20 protein-coding genes are annotated in these 17,090 nt (G+C 65.1%); 13 read left to right on the forward strand and 7 right to left on the reverse strand.

All coding sequences use genetic code 11. The features are described 5' to 3' along the window. Nucleotides 1-341: 341 nt before the first annotated feature. Entirely contained in the window at nucleotides 342-1,391 is a 1,050-nt protein-coding gene (locus GXP76_RS25090) for a Clp protease N-terminal domain-containing protein (protein ID WP_242573864.1), read from the forward strand. A 55-nt stretch (nucleotides 1,392-1,446) separates the two neighbouring features. Here GXP76_RS25090 and GXP76_RS25095 read toward each other — a convergent pair whose 3' ends face one another. Further along, on the reverse strand, nucleotides 1,447-2,334 hold the full coding sequence (locus GXP76_RS25095; protein ID WP_242573865.1) for a septum formation family protein: 888 nt from the start codon (nucleotides 2,332-2,334) through the stop codon (nucleotides 1,447-1,449). A gap of 330 nt (nucleotides 2,335-2,664) precedes the next feature. Between GXP76_RS25095 and GXP76_RS25100 the strand changes: the two genes are divergently transcribed. Together GXP76_RS25100 and GXP76_RS25105 are read left to right on the forward strand one after the other, a co-directional pair. Next, complete coding sequence (locus GXP76_RS25100) at nucleotides 2,665-2,928, forward strand: hypothetical protein (RefSeq protein ID WP_242573866.1); 264 nt, start codon at nucleotides 2,665-2,667, stop codon at nucleotides 2,926-2,928. Between the two features lie 149 nt (nucleotides 2,929-3,077). Next, nucleotides 3,078-4,403 carry a hypothetical protein gene (locus GXP76_RS25105; RefSeq protein WP_242573867.1) on the forward strand — a complete coding sequence of 442 codons (1,326 nt, stop codon included), beginning with the start codon at nucleotides 3,078-3,080 and terminating at the stop codon, nucleotides 4,401-4,403. A gap of 80 nt (nucleotides 4,404-4,483) precedes the next feature. On the opposite strand, the gene GXP76_RS25110 is transcribed toward GXP76_RS25105, so the two are convergent. Next, a complete protein-coding gene (locus tag GXP76_RS25110) occupies nucleotides 4,484-5,401 on the reverse strand; it encodes a hypothetical protein (RefSeq protein WP_242573868.1) in 918 nt (305 codons plus the stop codon). 721 nt (nucleotides 5,402-6,122) lie between these two features. Here GXP76_RS25110 and GXP76_RS25115 point away from each other — a divergent pair. The 3 genes from GXP76_RS25115 to GXP76_RS25125 all read left to right on the forward strand — a co-directional run bounded on the left by GXP76_RS25115 (nucleotide 6,123) and on the right by GXP76_RS25125 (nucleotide 7,364). Next, nucleotides 6,123-6,491, forward strand: coding sequence for a type II toxin-antitoxin system RelE/ParE family toxin (locus tag GXP76_RS25115; RefSeq protein ID WP_242573869.1), 369 nt, complete (start codon nucleotides 6,123-6,125; stop codon nucleotides 6,489-6,491). Beyond that, complete coding sequence (locus tag GXP76_RS25120; RefSeq protein ID WP_242573870.1) at nucleotides 6,491-6,814, forward strand: helix-turn-helix domain-containing protein; 324 nt, start codon at nucleotides 6,491-6,493, stop codon at nucleotides 6,812-6,814. The genes GXP76_RS25115 and GXP76_RS25120 overlap by 1 nt, the downstream gene beginning before the upstream one ends. A gap of 235 nt (nucleotides 6,815-7,049) precedes the next feature. Then, nucleotides 7,050-7,364: a hypothetical protein gene (locus GXP76_RS25125; RefSeq protein WP_242573871.1), complete on the forward strand. Its 315-nt coding sequence runs from the start codon at nucleotides 7,050-7,052 to the stop codon at nucleotides 7,362-7,364. A gap of 856 nt (nucleotides 7,365-8,220) precedes the next feature. Here GXP76_RS25125 and GXP76_RS25130 read toward each other — a convergent pair. The 5 genes from GXP76_RS25130 to GXP76_RS25150 all read right to left on the reverse strand — a co-directional run bounded on the left by GXP76_RS25130 (nucleotide 8,221) and on the right by GXP76_RS25150 (nucleotide 12,657). Then, nucleotides 8,221-10,623 (reverse strand): hypothetical protein, encoded by a 2,403-nt coding sequence (locus tag GXP76_RS25130; protein ID WP_242573872.1) that lies wholly within the window; start codon nucleotides 10,621-10,623, stop codon nucleotides 8,221-8,223. 445 nt (nucleotides 10,624-11,068) lie between these two features. Continuing rightward, nucleotides 11,069-11,464, reverse strand: a complete 396-nt coding sequence (locus GXP76_RS25135) for a hypothetical protein (protein WP_242573873.1) — start codon at nucleotides 11,462-11,464, stop codon at nucleotides 11,069-11,071. Continuing rightward, complete coding sequence (locus GXP76_RS25140; protein ID WP_242573874.1) at nucleotides 11,461-11,637, reverse strand: hypothetical protein; 177 nt, start codon at nucleotides 11,635-11,637, stop codon at nucleotides 11,461-11,463. The genes GXP76_RS25135 and GXP76_RS25140 overlap by 4 nt, the downstream gene beginning before the upstream one ends. Nucleotides 11,638-11,774: 137 nt before the next feature. Continuing rightward, nucleotides 11,775-12,203, reverse strand: coding sequence for an ATP-binding protein (locus tag GXP76_RS25145; RefSeq protein WP_242573881.1), 429 nt, complete (start codon nucleotides 12,201-12,203; stop codon nucleotides 11,775-11,777). A gap of 46 nt (nucleotides 12,204-12,249) precedes the next feature. Further along, a complete protein-coding gene (locus GXP76_RS25150; protein WP_242573882.1) occupies nucleotides 12,250-12,657 on the reverse strand; it encodes an NUDIX hydrolase in 408 nt (135 codons plus the stop codon). A 115-nt stretch (nucleotides 12,658-12,772) separates the two neighbouring features. Between GXP76_RS25150 and GXP76_RS25155 the strand changes: the two genes are divergently transcribed. The 7 genes from GXP76_RS25155 to GXP76_RS25185 all read left to right on the forward strand — a co-directional run. Next, nucleotides 12,773-13,561 (forward strand): GntR family transcriptional regulator, encoded by a 789-nt coding sequence (locus GXP76_RS25155; protein WP_242573875.1) that lies wholly within the window; start codon nucleotides 12,773-12,775, stop codon nucleotides 13,559-13,561. 207 nt (nucleotides 13,562-13,768) lie between these two features. Next, nucleotides 13,769-14,125: a hypothetical protein gene (locus tag GXP76_RS25160; RefSeq protein WP_242573876.1), complete on the forward strand. Its 357-nt coding sequence runs from the start codon at nucleotides 13,769-13,771 to the stop codon at nucleotides 14,123-14,125. A gap of 1 nt (nucleotide 14,126) precedes the next feature. After that, the gene (locus tag GXP76_RS25165) at nucleotides 14,127-15,503 is read left to right on the forward strand and encodes an FtsK/SpoIIIE domain-containing protein (RefSeq protein ID WP_242573877.1); all 1,377 of its coding nucleotides are present in this window, start codon (nucleotides 14,127-14,129) and stop codon (nucleotides 15,501-15,503) included. Between the two features lie 82 nt (nucleotides 15,504-15,585). Next, nucleotides 15,586-16,194: a DUF2637 domain-containing protein gene (locus GXP76_RS25170; protein WP_242573878.1), complete on the forward strand. Its 609-nt coding sequence runs from the start codon at nucleotides 15,586-15,588 to the stop codon at nucleotides 16,192-16,194. A 15-nt stretch (nucleotides 16,195-16,209) separates the two neighbouring features. Continuing rightward, complete coding sequence (locus tag GXP76_RS25175) at nucleotides 16,210-16,398, forward strand: mobile element transfer protein (protein WP_242573879.1); 189 nt, start codon at nucleotides 16,210-16,212, stop codon at nucleotides 16,396-16,398. Between the two features lie 25 nt (nucleotides 16,399-16,423). Continuing rightward, complete coding sequence (locus GXP76_RS25180; protein ID WP_242573880.1) at nucleotides 16,424-16,621, forward strand: hypothetical protein; 198 nt, start codon at nucleotides 16,424-16,426, stop codon at nucleotides 16,619-16,621. 145 nt (nucleotides 16,622-16,766) lie between these two features. Then, nucleotides 16,767-17,090 (forward strand): replication initiator (locus tag GXP76_RS25185; protein WP_374362471.1); only part of this gene is annotated, 324 nt, incomplete at its 3' end.

Genomic DNA, 17,090 nt, shown 5'->3' on the forward strand with positions numbered 1-17,090 from the left:
CGCCTCAGCAACCGGTAGGGCCCGAGCCGCCCCGGATCACTGGATTCGAGCGAGTAGAACTTCATTGCGGCCATGCGGCGTCACTCTCCATGCGCGTCCCCCGTCAGTGCTGCCGTCCGCGTGCGCCCCGCGTCGGCCCCTTTCGCCACGTACGACCCGTACGACCCGTGCGATTCGTGGGCCGCGAGCCGCGAACTCCAGCGATCCCGTGGTCAAACCGTGTCATGGCAAGGGGAGTTGGGGAAGTCCGTGTGGGGATCGTGGCGTCTGCCGCACGACGAGGGGCACCCTGTGTGGAGAGGCACCAGGACCAGCAAGAAGAGGGAAGAAGGCAAGGCGGTATGGAAGCGATCAAGGAGCCCGACTGGAGCATCTCGGGCATCCTCGGGGCTGCCCGGGGCGCGGCTCAGGCGACCACCGAGGGGGCGATCGGTACCGAGCATCTGCTCGCCGGCATCACCACGGCCAACGGCGCCGCGCGCGAGGCGCTCGCGGACGCGGGGGCGACCCGAACAGCGCTGATGGCCGTGCTGCGGGACAGGAAGGACCAGGACTCCGCGTGGAGGGGTGCGGACGACGTCCGGGAAAGCGTCGCCGCCCAGGATGTGCTGGGGGAGGACGGAGACCGGCGCGTCCGCTTCACCGGCGCCGCCGCCAGGGCCCTGAGAGCGGCGATGGCGCTGGCGCAACGGGAGGACGCCGCGCGGTTCGGTGCCGTCCAGCTGCTGCGGGGGCTGCTGGAGGAGGACAACCGAGCGGTGGAGATGCTGGGCGTCTGCGGTATCTCCCCGCGAGCCGTACGCGCCCGCCTCGACGGCGGCGCCGACGCCACCGCGGACCGGGACGACGCCCTCGCCCCCTTGCTGCACACCACCCGCGACGTTCTTCTCGGCCGCAGCATCTACCGCCACCTGCCCTTCTGGGAGCGGTGGCTGGTCAGGAGCGCCGGGTCCAACCTGGCGTCGAGGCCCGCCTGGTGGGTCGGTATGGAGACCCATGAGCAGGCGCACCGCCTCGGCGACGGAACGATGGGCACCGAGCACGTCCTGCTGGCGATCCTGGCCACCCACGAGGTCGCGCTCCAGTACCCGCATCTGGCGGGCGAGAACGCTCCCGCTCCCAACACCCGCTACAAGGGCGGCGAGCGGCTGGCCGGCCTCGGCATCGACTACGCCTCGGTCCACAGCGCGCTGACGGCCGACCGCATCCTTCTGACGGCCGACGCCCGCCCCGCCGAGCAGTACATCGACGAGGCGACGGGCACGGCGAGCCCGCCCGCCTCCGACCGCGAACCGGTGCCCGACCCGGGCACCGGCCCCCTGGTCGAAACCCTCCTCACGGAGAAGACCCGCGCCCGCCAACTGATCGACGCCCTGACCACCACGTCCTGACCACCACACCCGGCGTCTGACGCGACGGACCCGGCCCCACCGACCCGACGGAGCGTCAGCCCGCCCAGACCTCGGCCTCGTCGGCCGGGACGGTGGTGGCCAGGCCCAGTTCCTTGCGGGCGGCGACGGACTTGTTCGGGTCGATGCCGGTGAACGCGGAGTCGTAGGCGATGTAGAACGTGTCGGCGTCGCCGGCGTTCGCGGCCTTCTTCCAGTTCCCGGCCGCCTTCGCCAGCGCCGCGCGGAGCTTGCCGACCTCGGCGCCCTCGATGCCGTCCAGGCCCTTGACGTGCCCGTCGAGGGCGGCCGTGACGGCCTTGGCCTGCTTCTTGTACGCGGCCAGGTCGTCCTCGACCATCTCCTCCTCGGGCTGGTTCGCCCACAGGGCCTCGTAGACCGCGTTCGAACCGGTGAGGTACGTGGTCTGCTCGGGCTTCAGGGACTTCGCGGTGTCCAGCGATCCGCTGAACCTGCCCTCCTCCGCGGTGTAGGTGCAGCTCACCGCACGGTCGCCCGTCACCCAACTCTCCTTGGTCGGGGTGTAGTAGAAGAGGGCGACGCCCTTCTGGAGCGCCCAGGTGTCCGGGGAGTACTTCTGCGCCTCGACCGGGCAGCGGGTGTCCGCGATCGTCGAGATCGCGTCGTCGCCGGGGTACTCCGCACCCTTGTCGATCGCGAACTCCCCGACGACCTGCCCCTCGTGCGCCTCTTTGCAGGGCACGATCTCGACGGTGTAGGCCATCCCCTCGGCCTTGCCGGTCGGGTTGTAGCAGTCACCGATGTCCAGCGAGAACACCGACCGCTGACGAGCCACCTTCTTGGCGCCGTCCTTGGCACTGTCGACGGCGTCGGAGACGTCCGAGCACCCCACCGCGCCGATCGCGATGAGGGCAACAGCGACGGATATACCGCGAACGGAACGATACGGGGCACGGATTATCATGACGTGTACATCCTATTATGTGGTCCTTACGAGGCTCGCGCGCATCTTATGCCACTCCCGCACCGCGGTTGTGCGAAGGCCCTCACCTCATCGCGGCGTCTCTGACTCGCGACGGACCACGAGGGTTGTACCGGCAATGCCCGCAGGTGAGAGTCGGGACACCGTTGTGACACTTCCCCCGAAGCCGGTGCGCGTACGTCTTCGAGCGGACCCGCTGAACCTGGAGCTGGTTGAGTCGGCGCCGGGGGACGCAGAAGCGCTGGGGCCCATACAGGGTCGCGCCGGGCCAGGACTTGGCCGACCGTTCACATTGCCGGATACGGTGCGCCCGTGGCGAAGACGAGCGTGAGCAACGAGACCGACACCATGCTCTGCCTTTGGGTCGAGCCGTGGGGCACCGATCATTGGATGCGTCCTGGCGAGGAGTTCACGGTGGTGGCCCGTGTGGAGCCGGAGGAGTCGCCGTTCAACGTGGTCGTGCACAGCCAGGGCATCACGGTCTGGGTGAACTCGGGAGCTGACGCCGAGGTCTTCGACAGCCACGGCAGCCCGGTTTCCTGTGGCCATCAGCGGCCTGCCGAGAATGGCTCCTGAGGTCGCCAGGTCAGGAGCCGGATGACGAGGACTGTTGCCGTCACGGTACCGAGCAGGACGCAGCTGCGTTCGTCGTCGCGTGTGGAACGGTCCATCCGGGCGCCGCTGCTGGCCGTTGTTGGGCTGACCGATAGTCATATGATCGGAGTGTGGGAATCGATAACGTCACTCGCGATCACGTGCTTCACACACTCGCGGAGTACGACGGCCTGGGCAGGCAAGCGTTCCTCGCCAAGTACGGATTCAAGCCCGCTCGAAGCTACTTGATCCTTCATGGCGGCCGTCGATATGACTCCAAGGCCATCGTCGGTGCGGCTCACCGTCATGTGAATGGCCGCGCTTTGGGATCAGGTGACTTCTCCGGTGGGGCCGCCACGGTTGTCCCGGTGCTGACCCGACTCGGCTTCGGTGTCGAGGGACCCCAAGCAGGGCCGGGACCTGCCGACTCAAGCTTCGCGACACGCTTGTTAGTCTCTCCGGCATTTGGCAGTGCCGAGTCCCGCCGGCACTGGAAGGACACCCTGGACCAGCTCGTGCCCTTCGCCGAGTCCGAGTACGCCGGGAGTTTGACGGGCGAACAGCTGGGTCTTCTGACGAAGTTCCACCCGGGTGGGGAGGCCCGCTTCTGGGGCGCCACGTCAGGCCACGACGCCAAGATGGCCGAAGTCTCCTCTGGTGACGTGGTGCTTTTCACAGGGAAGAACCACGTACGTGCCATCGGCGAGATCGGGGCCATTTTCCAGAACGGATCCTTCGCTGACATCATGTGGCCGCCGAAGCTCGGCGGCGAAAGCTGGCACACGGTCTACAGCCTGCGCCAGTTCGAGCCGACGGAGATTCCGTATGCCACGTTGAGCGCTCTTCTCGACTACAAGTCCAACTTCCAGTACCCAGGACAGTTGGTGCTTTCCGGCGAGCGCGCCCGTGCGGGAATCGACGGTCTGCTCATCACCACCAGGACGGCCTTGGAGGAAGCTGGTGCGATGGCGCGGCCCGGCACGGTCAGCGAGTTGCCGGTGGAGCGGCAACACGTCCGCTCCGTGACGGTCGATCGAGACGCTCGGCAGATTCTCTTCAACCGGGACGAGTCGGCGTTGGTCCTCGAATTCTGTGGAACTCTCAGCGAGACCACAGCGAAGCGCTTTGCCAGTGCGGCGGGCATATGTGACATCTATTTGGATGGTCCTGATGGGCGGGAACTCATCGAGGCCAAGTCGCGCGTCGGGCGTAGCTACGTACGCGAGGCCTTGGCGCAACTGCTCGACTACGCACGATACGCTCCCGGCGGGGTCGACCGCCTCACAGCGCTCTTTCCGGAATCCCTCGGCCCCAAGGAACGTCACCTTCTGCACCATTACGGGATCGATATTATCCACCGGGCTGCCCCGGGCGTCTTTGAACGAGTCCCTGCGCCCGATCAGGCCCGTGAGCGTATGCGAGGAATTTGGGAGTCGACGAATGTTGAGCGGCTTTAGTGCTCTGCCCCTTGCGCTAAGCGGAATGGACCGAGGCCGCCCCTGGGTACTGCTATGAGGGACTGATGCAGGGCTGAAGTTCAGCTGGTGCTGTGCGTATCACTCTGGCCCTTCTCAGCGGCTCTCACAGCGGGCAGGCAGTTGGTGATGGCTTGTGCGTAGACCGCGAGGAGCGCCGTCAGCCGGTCCAGCATTTCGGAGAGCCTGTCGAACTCGGCGGACTCCACGCCCGTCCAGGGAGCGTCGCTGTCGCCCAACTCAGAGACGCGCACTCCGGCCATCGCTGCTTGGATCACCTCCCTGGCAGCAGCCCGCAGGGGCTTTGCAAACTCCGGTGGGGTTCGCCCCAGTAGAAAGTCGAGCTCATCCGGCTGGGGGATCGCAGGGATCCGGTGATCGACCCAGAACCCGCCCCAGAGGCGACGTCGCCGCGCTTCCGGGAATTCATCGTCCACCACGCGCACCTCACCTGTCGCGTCTCGACGCAGGAGCAGGCCGGAGCAGGCTGCGAGATCGGCTGTCGCAGCTGCATGGTTCTCGTCATGATCATATGTCGAGCCGGGCAACGGTGAGTCGAGGAAGGCGCCGAACTCCACGAGCTGCCGGGTGAGGTCGTCCGCCGTCGGCACGACGGCCAGGTCGCCCTCGGCCATCAGGATGTTCGGCGCTGCCGCACCCACGCGAGCGTAGAGCAGCGGCGTTCCAAGAACCGCGGACTTCCAGGCCGTCGTAGCTACGTCGACCCACCAGGACACGAACTCACGGGCGGCAGCACGATGGTTCTCCGCGTTCTTGTTGGCCAATCGCAGACGGACTGAGAGCAGAACGGAATCCGCTTCATAACGCGCGCCCTGTTGAACAGCACGCTGCTCGATACCGAGCTCGCTGAGCTCGTCCAACTTCTCCATGCGCGTTTGTTCGGCATCACATTCCCCGAGCAGCGCCATTGAACAGCGAGCCATCGCGGACAGCGCCTCGTTGATCTCGTGAACAGTCATGCTCCGAGGGGCTTCGGGTGAGATGGGTGTGGGACCGGCGGAAGACTCGGTACCGCTCATATACAAGTGCTCCTGAGCTGGGTGAGGGCTCTCGCACCCCTTCGTACTCCGTGCGGCAGGAGCACTTCGGCGAAAGCATCAACTCTGAGACGTGGGTGGTGTTGGGCTGGTACGCCCAGGGCTCACGTTGGGACGATGGCCCAGCAGCACAAGGAGCGGCAGGGCCTTCCCGCGAGAACGGTGACCTGCTCCACCTGGCCAATCGAGCTGTACGAGGCGCGGTCGGCGCCGGCCAATGCTCGGCCACTCCTCGCCCGCACCCGGCTTGTGCCGAGAGTGCGCACCACACCCAAGGACGCTGGCCCCGGACGAGGAGTTCGAGTCCGACTGGAACCCCTCTGGGGGAGAAACCCCAGTTCAGAGCGGTGATGCGTCATGCGGCAGGATTCGAACCTGTGACACCCGCGTTGTGGGTTTCTCCTGGAGGGTGCTGTGACCTGCGCAAATGTCTGTCGATAGCTGGCTGACCTGGGGAAACTCCCCTCTGCGGTTCTCACGTCTTCGCGAGGCTTTCCGTCCTCGGGTGTGCCGAATCGGTCTGGCTGGGTCGGAGGCAGCGACCTCCAGGGTGTGCTGAGGTGGCAGCGCGATCTGAGTAGGGGCAGCACCGAGGTCCACGGTGGCTTGCGGTATGCATTCCGAGGTATATATCGTTGATTGCATGGTGGAGCGGTGGCAGATCGAGATCGAGCCCGAGGTGCGGGATTGGCTGGAACTCCTTCCGTTCCGTCTCTACCGGCGGGTCGAGGACAAGACGGACCGACTGTTGGACGAGCCGACGACCCTCGGCGAGCCGTACTCGCGGCATCTGGGAGGCAAGCTCCGTGAGCTCCGCTTTGACTTGGATGGTGAGGCCGTACGCATTCCTTACTGGCTGGCGCCGGGGCAACGGATCGTGCTGTTGACGGTCTTCCGCAAGACGAGGATGCGTGAAGCAGCGGAAGTCGAGCGTGCGCACCAGGTCCAGAAGGTCTGCGAGGCCGAGCATGGCCATGCCCAGTACACGTACGAACGGCGCAAGGAGAGCTGATGAACCACAGCACGTGGAGGACGCGCCGGACCCGGCAACTCGCGGGGGAGGCGGTGGAGTACGACCAGGAGTACGTCGACGCCCGCTTGGCCGGCGACCTCGGCCAGGCGGTATACGACCGTCGCATCGAGCTCGGTCTGTCCCAGACGGAACTGGCGGAACGGGCCGGGATGACGCAGCCCCAGGTCTCCCGGATGGAGGGTGGCGACACCGTGCCGACTCTTCCGCTGCTGCGGCGCTTGGCCAAGGCCCTTGACGGCACTCTCAACCTGACCATCGACGAAGGCGACTCGCACGTCACCTTCACCCCACACGCCGCCTGAATCGCCGAAGGGCACCTACGGAGATCCGTAGGTGCCCTTTTCTCATGTGCCCCCGGCAGGATTCGAACCTGCGACACCCGCTTTATGAGTTCGATCCCGCCTCGGTACTGCCGGGGAACCGCCCGGCCACGCCGCCATGCGAGACCGCCTAGGGGTGCTGACGTCCGGCGTCGTTGATGTCACTCGTGGATGTCAGAACGGGCAACCCGCGCTCGCTCGCTGGCACGATGGTCCCGTGGTCGACCTGGAGCGCATCAGAGCAGAGACCGTGACGTACTTCCGAGCACTCGATGAGAATGCCACCCTGCGGCACCACTTCCGTCACGCTGACGAGGAGGGCGGTCTGTGGTACATCGAAGCCGTACCCGACCACGGTGAGTTGATCGTCATCAAGCAAGCCGAGCTAACTTCGGCCGGCCGACTCCACCGGTACAGCTGGGAGCACCTGGAGGACGAGCATGGCGGCCTGACAGACCGAGCGATCGACCCTGAAGGGGATCCGCTGGAGACCGTCTCCGCCGAAGAGTTCCGCCGGGTGTGGACTCGGTGAGCGGGCTGGACCACCACTTTAGGAGCGAGATTAGGTGGATGCTGCTCTGACCTGCGCTTACAACAGTGCGACAAGCTCCGGCGTGTTCCCCGTCGTTGCTGCTGACTCCCTGTGGTTCCCCGCCCGTTCTGGCACGAGAGTGGCACGGTCCTGCGGTGGTGGTGAGGCAGCCGACCCTGCTCGCACCCCGGGTCGCGGCCTTTACCGTGCGGACGACCTCACCACTTGGCAGGGTACTTCAGATCCGTAGCTCTAGCCGGATCGGTCAACGATGTCCATACAGGCCACTGCTGGGGTCCTGGGGGGCGCCATGGGATGTGGTCGGTTGCTGTGGTTGCTGTACTTCGCTGCTGTACAGCAGCATTCCGACTGGAGGTTAGGTCATGGAGTGGGAACAACTCGAACGGCCGTTGAGCGATGGCGACGACACCTCGTTGGCCGCTCTGTCTGCTCTCCGCGCCGGCGCTTCTCACGTTGTCTGGGACGGAACGACGTCAGCCGTATCGCTCGCGACGATCTACGGGCGCCGACTCCGTCACACCCTTCGGAGGGGCATCGAGGCCTCTCTCATTTCGTGGGATATGCGCTTCGGGGACGCAGTGGCCAAGGCAGCTGGCCTGCGTCCGAGTTGAAATGCGGGATTGCTGCAGCACATAGTCAGGTTGCCTGTACATCAGCTTGGGAAGCTGCGGCGCTCTTATGCGGGTGCCTGCGTTGACCTGCGCAGACGGCTCCCTGGGGCACTCGTATACGCCGTCGTCTTCCCAGTGGTTCCCTATTGCTCCCCGCTCGATCTGGTGCGGTTGTGGTGCGGGGCCGTCGCACCACAAGTGAGGTACTCACGCATCTGCAAGCGCTACCCGGCAAGGCCCGAGGCGCGAGTACCGAGTTCTCGAACGTTCGCGTCAAATGAGGACGCAGTTCGTAGCTTCGGCCAATCCTGCCATGCTTCTGTGTAAGAACTCTGAGAGCCGATACTGAAGCTGAGCGGCATCGTGGAACCCGAAATCACTGCTCCGGTGAAGATGATTTGCTTGTTCTTGCGCGGAGGCGTACCTGTGCCCGCGATCCCTGTAGGGGTTCGCAATACATATTCACGGCCGCGATAGTCAACGTAAGAGAAGGATCGCCGACCTGCGGAATCTCCCGAGAAGCCAACCCAGGTGAATACCATCGGGTAGATGCCGGATTGCTCGATCAGCTCCAGAAAATCTTCAATCGCCCGAATGCATCGGTTCATTTCATCTGCGGTCGGGAAATCCTCACGTTGATGCTCAAGGCGATTTCTGACACCGGCAACTTGGCCCGATTCCAGGATTCTTGTCGCATCGCCGAGGTGTTCCAGGATCTTCTCCTGAGAATCCCTCGCTAGGTTCAAGAAGGGAATGGTGTACGGAAAACCGAACCGCGTGAGATCCGTTGCGGATACATAGGGAGGCATATCCTCAGAGGCGCGCAAGTAAGCCTCGGACTCTTCCCATTTGCCCATCAGATAATCCCGGAGTCGAGAGAACCCTGAGATTAGGGGGAAGAGAGTATTCAATCCTTGAGGTGAGTAGATAATGGCGTCGCCACCCCGTGCAGGCGCTTGGTTCAGCACGTGAGCCATCTGGACTCGCGCGTCCTTTGCAAGGTATTGGAAGCGCGGATGAGCGGTCACATGGTCATATGTCAATGCCCAAACGCAGTACGACAGCGCGGCATCTAGAGTGTGCTCAAGTGCCACAAACAGATTGGACGAGTGACTCCTAATGCGCGATCGGTCTGATTCGCTGTAGCCAATAAAGTTTGCAACCGCCTGAGCGAACACGTCACGCCGCTGTCGAAGGATTCCAGCGTTTTCATCGGAACTTACTGGCTCGAAGCCCAACTTCCAAAGGATGATGTTCGTGAGTTCTTCATCTTCCATCGCGGCTGCTTCGATTAGCTCAGATACACCGCACAGTCGTGCAGCGGTGGCAAAAGATTCCGGACCGATGAGAATCAGATCGCGTACTACACGACTAGGCTGTTCATCTGTGAGGTAGCTGTCGAGCTTTTCCTCAAGGGTGTTCCCATCAACCCGACGCAGGCGCCAGCTCAAGTTGTCCCTCGCGCTTGGCGCCTCCAAGTCGTAGATAGAAAGCACAAGTCGCTTGAGCCTGAGGACCGCCAGCGCACCATCACTTGGGACGACTCGTACTCCGAAGGTAGAGCACTCAGAGGTCGTGTCGTAGTAGCCCGACTCAATAGGAATAATACGCGGCACACGCACTTCATCCTGAGGGATCGCGATAGCGCCTGAATGGATAGCTGCATCGATACATGCATAAAGATGCTTACTTGTCATCAGCAACAATGCTTGTGTTACGCCTGCTTTATCAAGGCCTTGCAGGAAATCCTTCGCGTCGCGCACGGAAACACCATTGCCGGTCAATGCGCGACGCAGGTGCGATTCTCTTCCTTTGAATCCGAAAAGAGCGATCGAGTCTAGCTCTTCACGAGTGAAGCATTCTCCGAGTAGGGCGATATCATTCGCAGTTTTCATGTCATCGTAGTATCCGATCGAGGAATTGCTGGACTCCATTAGGAATAGCCCAAATTCGGACTCCTTTCCGTACTCCTTGTCGAGTATCTCTGCGACCTTGTCACGGATTTTATGGATCTGACTTTCTGTTGTCCTGAGATAAGTTCGGTGCACTCTGGTGCAGCTGACTTTGGAACAGTGAAAGAGCGGAATATCTACTGTCGCCGGAATCAATCGAAATTCTTCGCTTCTGAGAATTCCTAGAGGTCCGGTAACTAGGTCCATTTCCTGGAAAACCCCTCTGGGTGTCCCTTCAAGGAGTCGGGCTGTCTCTGCCGCAGACACCTCCGATGGTTCGTGGGGAAAAATTTCGTAAGCCTTGTCGTAGAGTTCCCTGCCCCAGACGTAAGGGTGCCTAATCCGCCCTTCAGTGATCTCGACATTCAAAGCTGCCGTGAGGGCGGGAATGTCTGTTTGTAGATGATCCACAAAGAGTTCATCGTGGTAGAACTCTAGAAAGCAGGCAAGCCTCACATCTGGCCATTTGAAATTACGAATACGCATGAGTCTTTTGCAGAGCTCGTCGCCAGCGGGGGTTAGAATGATGGGGTCATGCAGAGCTGATGGGACCTTATACCTGTTGGGCAAAATAGAGTTCGTCATTAGGCTCCTGAGCCCAAACAGCCTGAGGAGTTTCTTCTGCTCCTCAGGGTCTGAGTAGCGAGACTTCAGCTCAGTTGTCGTATAGCTCATTGCTTCCCCTCTAGTCCGCACCAGCTCAGGATAGAGATGAGGCGGCCCTCGTGGGGGGAGTTCGGTATATCCGTCCGATCTGTGCGCAGATGAGGTCGGCGGAGCGGGTTTGGCCGGTGGCCTGCCCGGTCTGGGGTCGAGCATGATCAGGGGGCCGTACGCTGGCTGGCAACTCGGGCAGGCTTTGGGCCTGACCGCAATTAGCACGAGTGGCCCCTGGTCTTGCTCGACGTGGGACCCTGACCGGGGAGGTGGCTAAAGCCGCGGAGCCGACCGCCCCGGCCACGATGTACCTCGTCTCTGGCGTTAGGTGGCTGCGTGCTTTGAGCGCGGCACGGGCGCTGGCCGGGCTGGAGCGGGGCGGAGACAGGAGCGCAGGCCCGGCCGGGGCCGGGCCTGCGCGCGGTGAGCGGAGCGAGGCGCCTTGAAACCGTAGAGAAAGTTGTTACTCACGCTGTCGGGCGGGGGCGCTGTACTCCCGTGTGCAGGCCGGGAGGTTGATGCCCTGGCGAGTGGTGAGTTTGAGGAACTGGACCGGACGGGCAGTCCATTGGATGGTCGTGGCGCCTTGCTGGAGTGTGAGAGTGATGGGCTCGCCCTGGACGAGGGCCTGGAGCGCGTCGTGGTGGTCCTCCGAGAGCCATTGCCACGCTTCCTCGAACGCTTCGGAGTTGAGGGCCGGCGAGAGGGTGCGCACGGCGACTCTGATCCAGCGGACCGCTTGGGGTGCGGTCTCCACGTCGATGGAGCCGAGCAGTGTGGTGGCATCGCCGTTCGCGGGGCGGCTTGTGTGGCATTCGCACCGGTAGCCGCGTAGGAGCACGGGCGTCGGGCGGTTCATCGCGTCTGTCCCGTGGGGCGGGCCGAGAGCATGTAGCACGTCGTGTCGTCGTAGAGCCTGAAGACGTAGACGTCGCCTCGGGCCAGGGCGGATCGGGCCTGCTCGTGTTCGGGCTCGTCCAAGACCCAGTGGCGTCCGGGGGCGGCATAGCGCCGGTCGAGCTGATCCGCCACGTCCCGGACCCTGTCCCGAAGCCACCGGACAGCGAGCCGTGGACTGCTCGTCAGACGGCCCCCTAAATGGAGAACGCGGCCATCAGCGGTCGTGTGTGCGGTGGCCTCGCACCAGTAAGCGGTCTCGCGAACGCCGCTCATCGCCATGGCCGGCTGCCGGGATGGTGGGAGATGAGTTCCGCGGTGACAGTGAAGCCCTTGCTGGTGCCGTGGATGCTGACGTTGTGGGCCAGCGAGCTGACAATGTCGAGGCCCCGGCCGCGCAGTGCTTCCTTCTCCGCGTGCTCCACCTCGGGGACCGTGACGCTGCCCCCGGCGTCGGTGACGGACACCGCGATCACGTGGTCCGAGAGCGCGAGCGCGACCTGGAAGGCGCCGTTCTCCTCGCCGCTGGCCGTGTAGAGAAGCGCATTGGTACCCAGCTCGCTCACGATGAGCGTCACGTCATCCGCTCTCGGGTGCCCGGCAAGGACGTCACGGGTCCACCTCCGCGCCCGGCCGACCTCTTCGCGGAAACCTGGGCAAGTCAGTCCCCAGACTCGCACTTTGCTCGTATACTCGTGCATACAAGTGCCTTTATGCTGGTGGGCGGCCATGGACCGTTGTTCAGTGCTAGATGAGTTTCACGCCGTCGTGGGCACGTACAGCGGCGGGGGACGCCGCGTCCAGGGCGTCCAGTACGCGGATCGCGTACGCCTCGTCGGCCAGCTCGGCCGCTTCGTCGCGAGTGACCCAGCGCAGAGCCTTGGTCTCGTCGCCCGTCGTGGGCTGGCCCTCGATGGCCTCGCAGCGGAAGACGAGCGAGACGATCAGGCCCGTCATGTTCTTGTAAACGCCGGTCAGGGTCGCCGGAAGGGCGATCTTGATGCCGGTTTCCTCCAGGACTTCCCGCTGGAGCGCGTCGGGAAGAGTTTCGCCGGCCTCGACCACACCGCCCGGCGGTTCCCAGTGCCCGTTGTCGCGTCGCTTGATCAGCAGGGCGCGGCCGTGGTTGTCCACGATCACCCCGGCGACGCTCACGGAGTGGGGACGTTCGGCTGTGGTCACGTTCGGCAGTCCTCGTCCAGTTGGCTGACTAGGCTCTCACCGTAGCAACTGGACTCAGCCTCTTGTCTAGATATCCAAAGGAGTACACGTGGCCGCTCTTACTCCGGGCCTGCTCGGCTCGCTGGACCCGACCAGTGACCGAGCTGTCTTCCGGCAGATCGCCGATCAGCTGCGGGAAGCAATCGACAAGGGACGCTTCGCCGAGAGCTCCAAGTTGCCCTCGGAATCGGAGCTGGTCGAGCATTTCGGCGTGTCCCGCATGACCGTGCGCAACGCGCTTTCCATGCTCCAGAGCGAGGGTCTGGTCTCGTCCGAGCACGGCAAGGGCGTCTTCGTCCGGCCCCGCCCTCCGGTACGCCGACTGGCATCCGACCGGTTCGCGCGGCGCCACCGCGAACAGGGGAAGTCGGCGTTCATCGTGGAGGCCGACGCTGCCGGCAGTCGCCCGGAGGTGGACAACCTGGAGGTCAAGGAGGAGCGCCCGACCCCGGACATCTCCGCTCGGCTCGGCGCCCCGCGTCGCGTCCTGGCCCGGCGTCGCCGGTACCTGCTGGACGGCCGTCCCGTCGAGTTCGCCGTCTCCTACCTGCCGCTCGACCTGGCCCGTAACACCCCCATCGCCCAGCCCAACCCCGGCCCCGGCGGGATCTACGCCCGGCTCGAAGAACTGGGCCACAAGCTCGACCACTTCGAAGAGGAGATCCGGGCACGGATGCCCTCCCCTCTGGAAGTGAAGACGCTGCGGCTGTCCTCCGGAGTGCCCGTGATCCATCTGATTCGCACCGCGTTCGACACCAAGGGCCGCGCCGTGGAGGTGTGCGACACGGTCATGGCGGCCGACGCGTACGTCCTGAACTACCAACTGCCCGCGACCTGACGGCTGGTGAGGCACGAGATGAGCGGCCACCGCTTCCAGGGGGCCTCTCCTTGGGACTCGTACGCACCAAGAGGCATACTCGTATAGACGAGTGGGCAAGACGTATGTCACAGTGGTTCGCGTTCCAGCAACACCCCGATTCAGCACGCAACTTGTCTACACGACTAGATGCACTGGATCGAGGTTGATCCCAAGGAGATACATCCCGTGCGTTCCATCCGAGTTGAAACCTCCACCGCGACGATCCTGCTGACCGAGACGCCCGAACCGAAGGTGCGCGACCGGCAGACCGGCGAGATCGCCAAAGACGCGATCAGCGGTGAGGCGTTGATGAAGGTCGGCGTCGTGTACATCGACGAGGGCGAGTCGGCCCTCATCCACGTCACCATTCCGGAGAGCGGGGTGACCGACGGCCTGGTCCTGGGGGCGCCGGTCTCGCTGCCGGGGCTGATCGCCCGGCCCTGGGAGTCGGTGTTCAACGGGCAGCAGCGTCACGGCATCGCCTACCGGGCCGCCGCCGTGACCGCCGGTGCCATCCCCGCCACGATCGGCGCGGGAGCCTGACGTGTCCGACCTGCTGACACTCGCGGTACTGGGCGGGCCCCTCGTCGCACTCGGCGTCGGGGCCGCCTGGGCCCGGATTCACCGCCCGGCCCTGTTCTGGTGCGCCATCGGCCTGCCGCTGGCCGTCGTGCGACTGCTCACCTCGTACGTCTCGGTCATGGAAGCCTGTGGCCTGACCGCCCCTCCGTCCCGTCTGCGCGTCCTGGCTGTACGAGCTGCCACCCGGCGCGAGATCCGCCCCGTACCGCCTCGGCGTGGACTGATCCGGCCCACCTCGACCGGGCTGCGGTTCAGGCTCCGTCTCGCTCCCGGCCAGGAACCGGCAGACGTCGCCGCGTCCTCCGAGCGCCTTCGCCATGCCTGGGGCGTTCACGCCGTCCACGTCACCGCCGAGAAACCGGGCGTGGTCGAGCTGCGCCTGGTCGGCTTCGACGTGCTGACGCGCGTCCGGATGCCGAAAGCCGCACGGCCGGAAGCTTTGCGGGTGCCGGTAGCCCTGCGGGAGAACGCACAGCCCTTCGTACGGGACTACCTGGCCGTCCCGCACCAACTCACCCTCGGAGCAACGCTGTCGGGCAAGTCCATGTACCTGCGCAACCTGATCAGCGTTCTCGCCCGCCAGCCCGTGGCCCTGGTCGGCATCGACTGCAAACGCGGCGTCGAACTCGCGCCCTTCGCGCCTCGCCTGTCCGCACTGGCCACCAACCCCGACGAGGCAGCCGAGCTGCTGCCCGTACTCGTCGCCGAGATGGAAGACCGGTACGACCTGATCAAAGCCCGTCAGGGCATCGCCTCCGGTACCCCTGACGAGGACATCACCTCGGACATCTGGGGCTTGCCCGAGCACGAACGCCCCATACCCGTCGTGCTGTTCGTGGACGAGGTGGCCGAACTCTTCCTCATGGCGACCAAGAAGGACGAGGAACGGCGGGACGAGATGGTCACCCAACTCATCCGTCTCGCCCAGCTCGGCCGCGCCGCCGGCATCTTCCTGGAGATCTGCGGGCAGCGCTTCGGCGCCGAACTCGGCAAAGGCGCGACGATGCTCCGCGCTCAGCTCTCCGGCCGCGTCTGCCACCGCGTCAACGACGAATCCTCGGCCAAGATGGCACTCGGCGACATCGCGCCGGAAGCGGTCGGCGCCGCCTGCTCCATCGCCCCCGAGCGCCCCGGCCTCGCCATCGCCGGTGACACCTCTGGCGGCTGGACCCGCATCCGCACTCCGTATCTCTCCCTCGGCGTCGCCTCCGCCGTCTGCCACGAGACCGCCGCACTCGTACCCGAGTTGCCCGCGCTCGCCTCCTTCCGGCCCTTCGTGCCCACGCGCCCGGCCGAGAAGACCGCGCCGCTGACCACACCACGTCCCGTAACCGGCTGACCACTCGTCCCACGGTCGGCGCGACCTCAAGCGCGCCAACTCCCTACCCCCGCCATGCCCGAAACCGAAAGGAGGTCCCACGATGCGCCGCACCCTGGCCCGGATCGACGCCGTACTGATCCAAGCCGTGATCGCCGGTGCCCTGTCCTTCGCCCACCTCCACGACCTGGCCGAAGCCGCCGGACAACACGGCTGGAAAGCCTGGGCCTACCCGATCAGCGTCGACCTGCTGCTCGTCGCGGCCTGGCGTCGCCTTCGCTCCGGACACTCCACCGCGTCCGGGTGGTGCTGGTTCCTGACGGCCCTGGTCGCCTCCCTCGGCGCCAACATCGCCACCGCCGGGCTCCTCGACCTCAACGACGTTCCCGACTGGCTTCGCATCCTCGTCGCCGGATGGCCCGCCATCGCCTTCCTCGGCGGAATGCTCCTCGCCCACACACCCGCCCCGGCCGAACCGACCACGGACCCCGCGACGCCTGAACCCACCCCCGAAACACCGAAGTTCGGGGACCAGCAACCCGCGCTCGGCCCCGTTCCCGCCGCTGTCCCGGCCGCCCTGGTCGAACACGCCCGCAAGGTCGCCACCGCCCACCAGGAGCGGACCGGCGAACCCATCGACACCGACACCCTGCGCGCCCGGCTCGGAGTCCCGCCGGCCCTCGCGCAGCAGATCGCCGCCCAACTCGCCTGAAAGGACAGCTCAGTCATGCGCCCGAAACGCTTCAAGAACGTCGCACGAACCGGCCCCGTGCAGGTCGGCACCGCGAACGACAACCGGGGCCGCGAGAAGCACACCGCCGCCTGCACAGCGTCCCGCTGCGGCTTCTCCGCCGACTACGACTCACGCGCCGCCGCCGACCTCGCCGCCCGTACACACCGCTGCCCCGTGCGCTGACACCCGCCGACTGGAGTCCTCGACCGTGACCGTTTCCCTGCCGCTCGTCCTGGTCCTCGGCGTCATCGCCTGGGCCGCCGTCAAGTTCCTCGGCGTCCGCCTCTGGGTCGTCGCCGTCATCACTCTCTTCGGCTTCTACCTCAGCGAGACCTTCCTCGCCCCTGCCATCGACTCAGGCACCCGCACGGGCGTCGACGTCGTCAACCGCACCGACCAACCCTGAGCGACCTGCCGGGGTGGCCTCGATACCGCCAAGCATCCGCCGCCCCCGGCAGGGCCTTCCCCTTCAACCGGACACAGATGTCAGACAAAGGAGAAGCACCATCATCGCCCGCGACACCGCACCCGTACGCACCGAACTGCGTCGCCTGGCCACGTACGGGCAACTGCCCGGACTCCTGCGCCAGCTCTCCACCCTCGGCGGCTGCTCCCGTCCCATCCGCCTGACCGGACACCGCACGGAACACCACGTCGACACCCGGACGGGCGAGATCGGCCCCGTCCTGCGCCACCTCGACTCGACCGCCCTCCCGGCCGGACAGCTCCTCGTACGGTGCAACAACCGCCGCGTCACCCGCTGCGCCACCTGCGCCGAGACCTACCGCCGCGACACCTACCACCTGATCACCGCCGGACTGTGCGGCGGCAAGGGCACCGGCGAACAGGTCGCCACACACCCGCGCGTCTTCGCG

The sequence above is a fragment of the Streptomyces sp. NP-1717 genome, from assembly GCF_022695985.1.
GTDB lineage: Bacteria > Actinomycetota > Actinomycetes > Streptomycetales > Streptomycetaceae > Streptomyces.

Coding starts and splice junctions, on each gene's coding strand:
- GXP76_RS25175 (WP_242573879.1), top strand. CDS start 16,210: ATGCGCCCGAAACGCTTCAAGAACGTCGCACGAACCGGCCCCGTGCAG.
- GXP76_RS25110 (WP_242573868.1), bottom strand. CDS start 5,401: ATGACTGTTCACGAGATCAACGAGGCGCTGTCCGCGATGGCTCGCTGT.
- GXP76_RS25130 (WP_242573872.1), bottom strand. CDS start 10,623: ATGAGCTATACGACAACTGAGCTGAAGTCTCGCTACTCAGACCCTGAG.
- GXP76_RS25090 (WP_242573864.1), top strand. CDS start 342: ATGGAAGCGATCAAGGAGCCCGACTGGAGCATCTCGGGCATCCTCGGG.
- GXP76_RS25135 (WP_242573873.1), bottom strand. CDS start 11,464: ATGAACCGCCCGACGCCCGTGCTCCTACGCGGCTACCGGTGCGAATGC.
- GXP76_RS25095 (WP_242573865.1), bottom strand. CDS start 2,334: ATGATAATCCGTGCCCCGTATCGTTCCGTTCGCGGTATATCCGTCGCT.
- GXP76_RS25115 (WP_242573869.1), top strand. CDS start 6,123: ATGGTGGAGCGGTGGCAGATCGAGATCGAGCCCGAGGTGCGGGATTGG.
- GXP76_RS25145 (WP_242573881.1), bottom strand. CDS start 12,203: ATGCACGAGTATACGAGCAAAGTGCGAGTCTGGGGACTGACTTGCCCA.
- GXP76_RS25120 (WP_242573870.1), top strand. CDS start 6,491: ATGAACCACAGCACGTGGAGGACGCGCCGGACCCGGCAACTCGCGGGG.
- GXP76_RS25170 (WP_242573878.1), top strand. CDS start 15,586: ATGCGCCGCACCCTGGCCCGGATCGACGCCGTACTGATCCAAGCCGTG.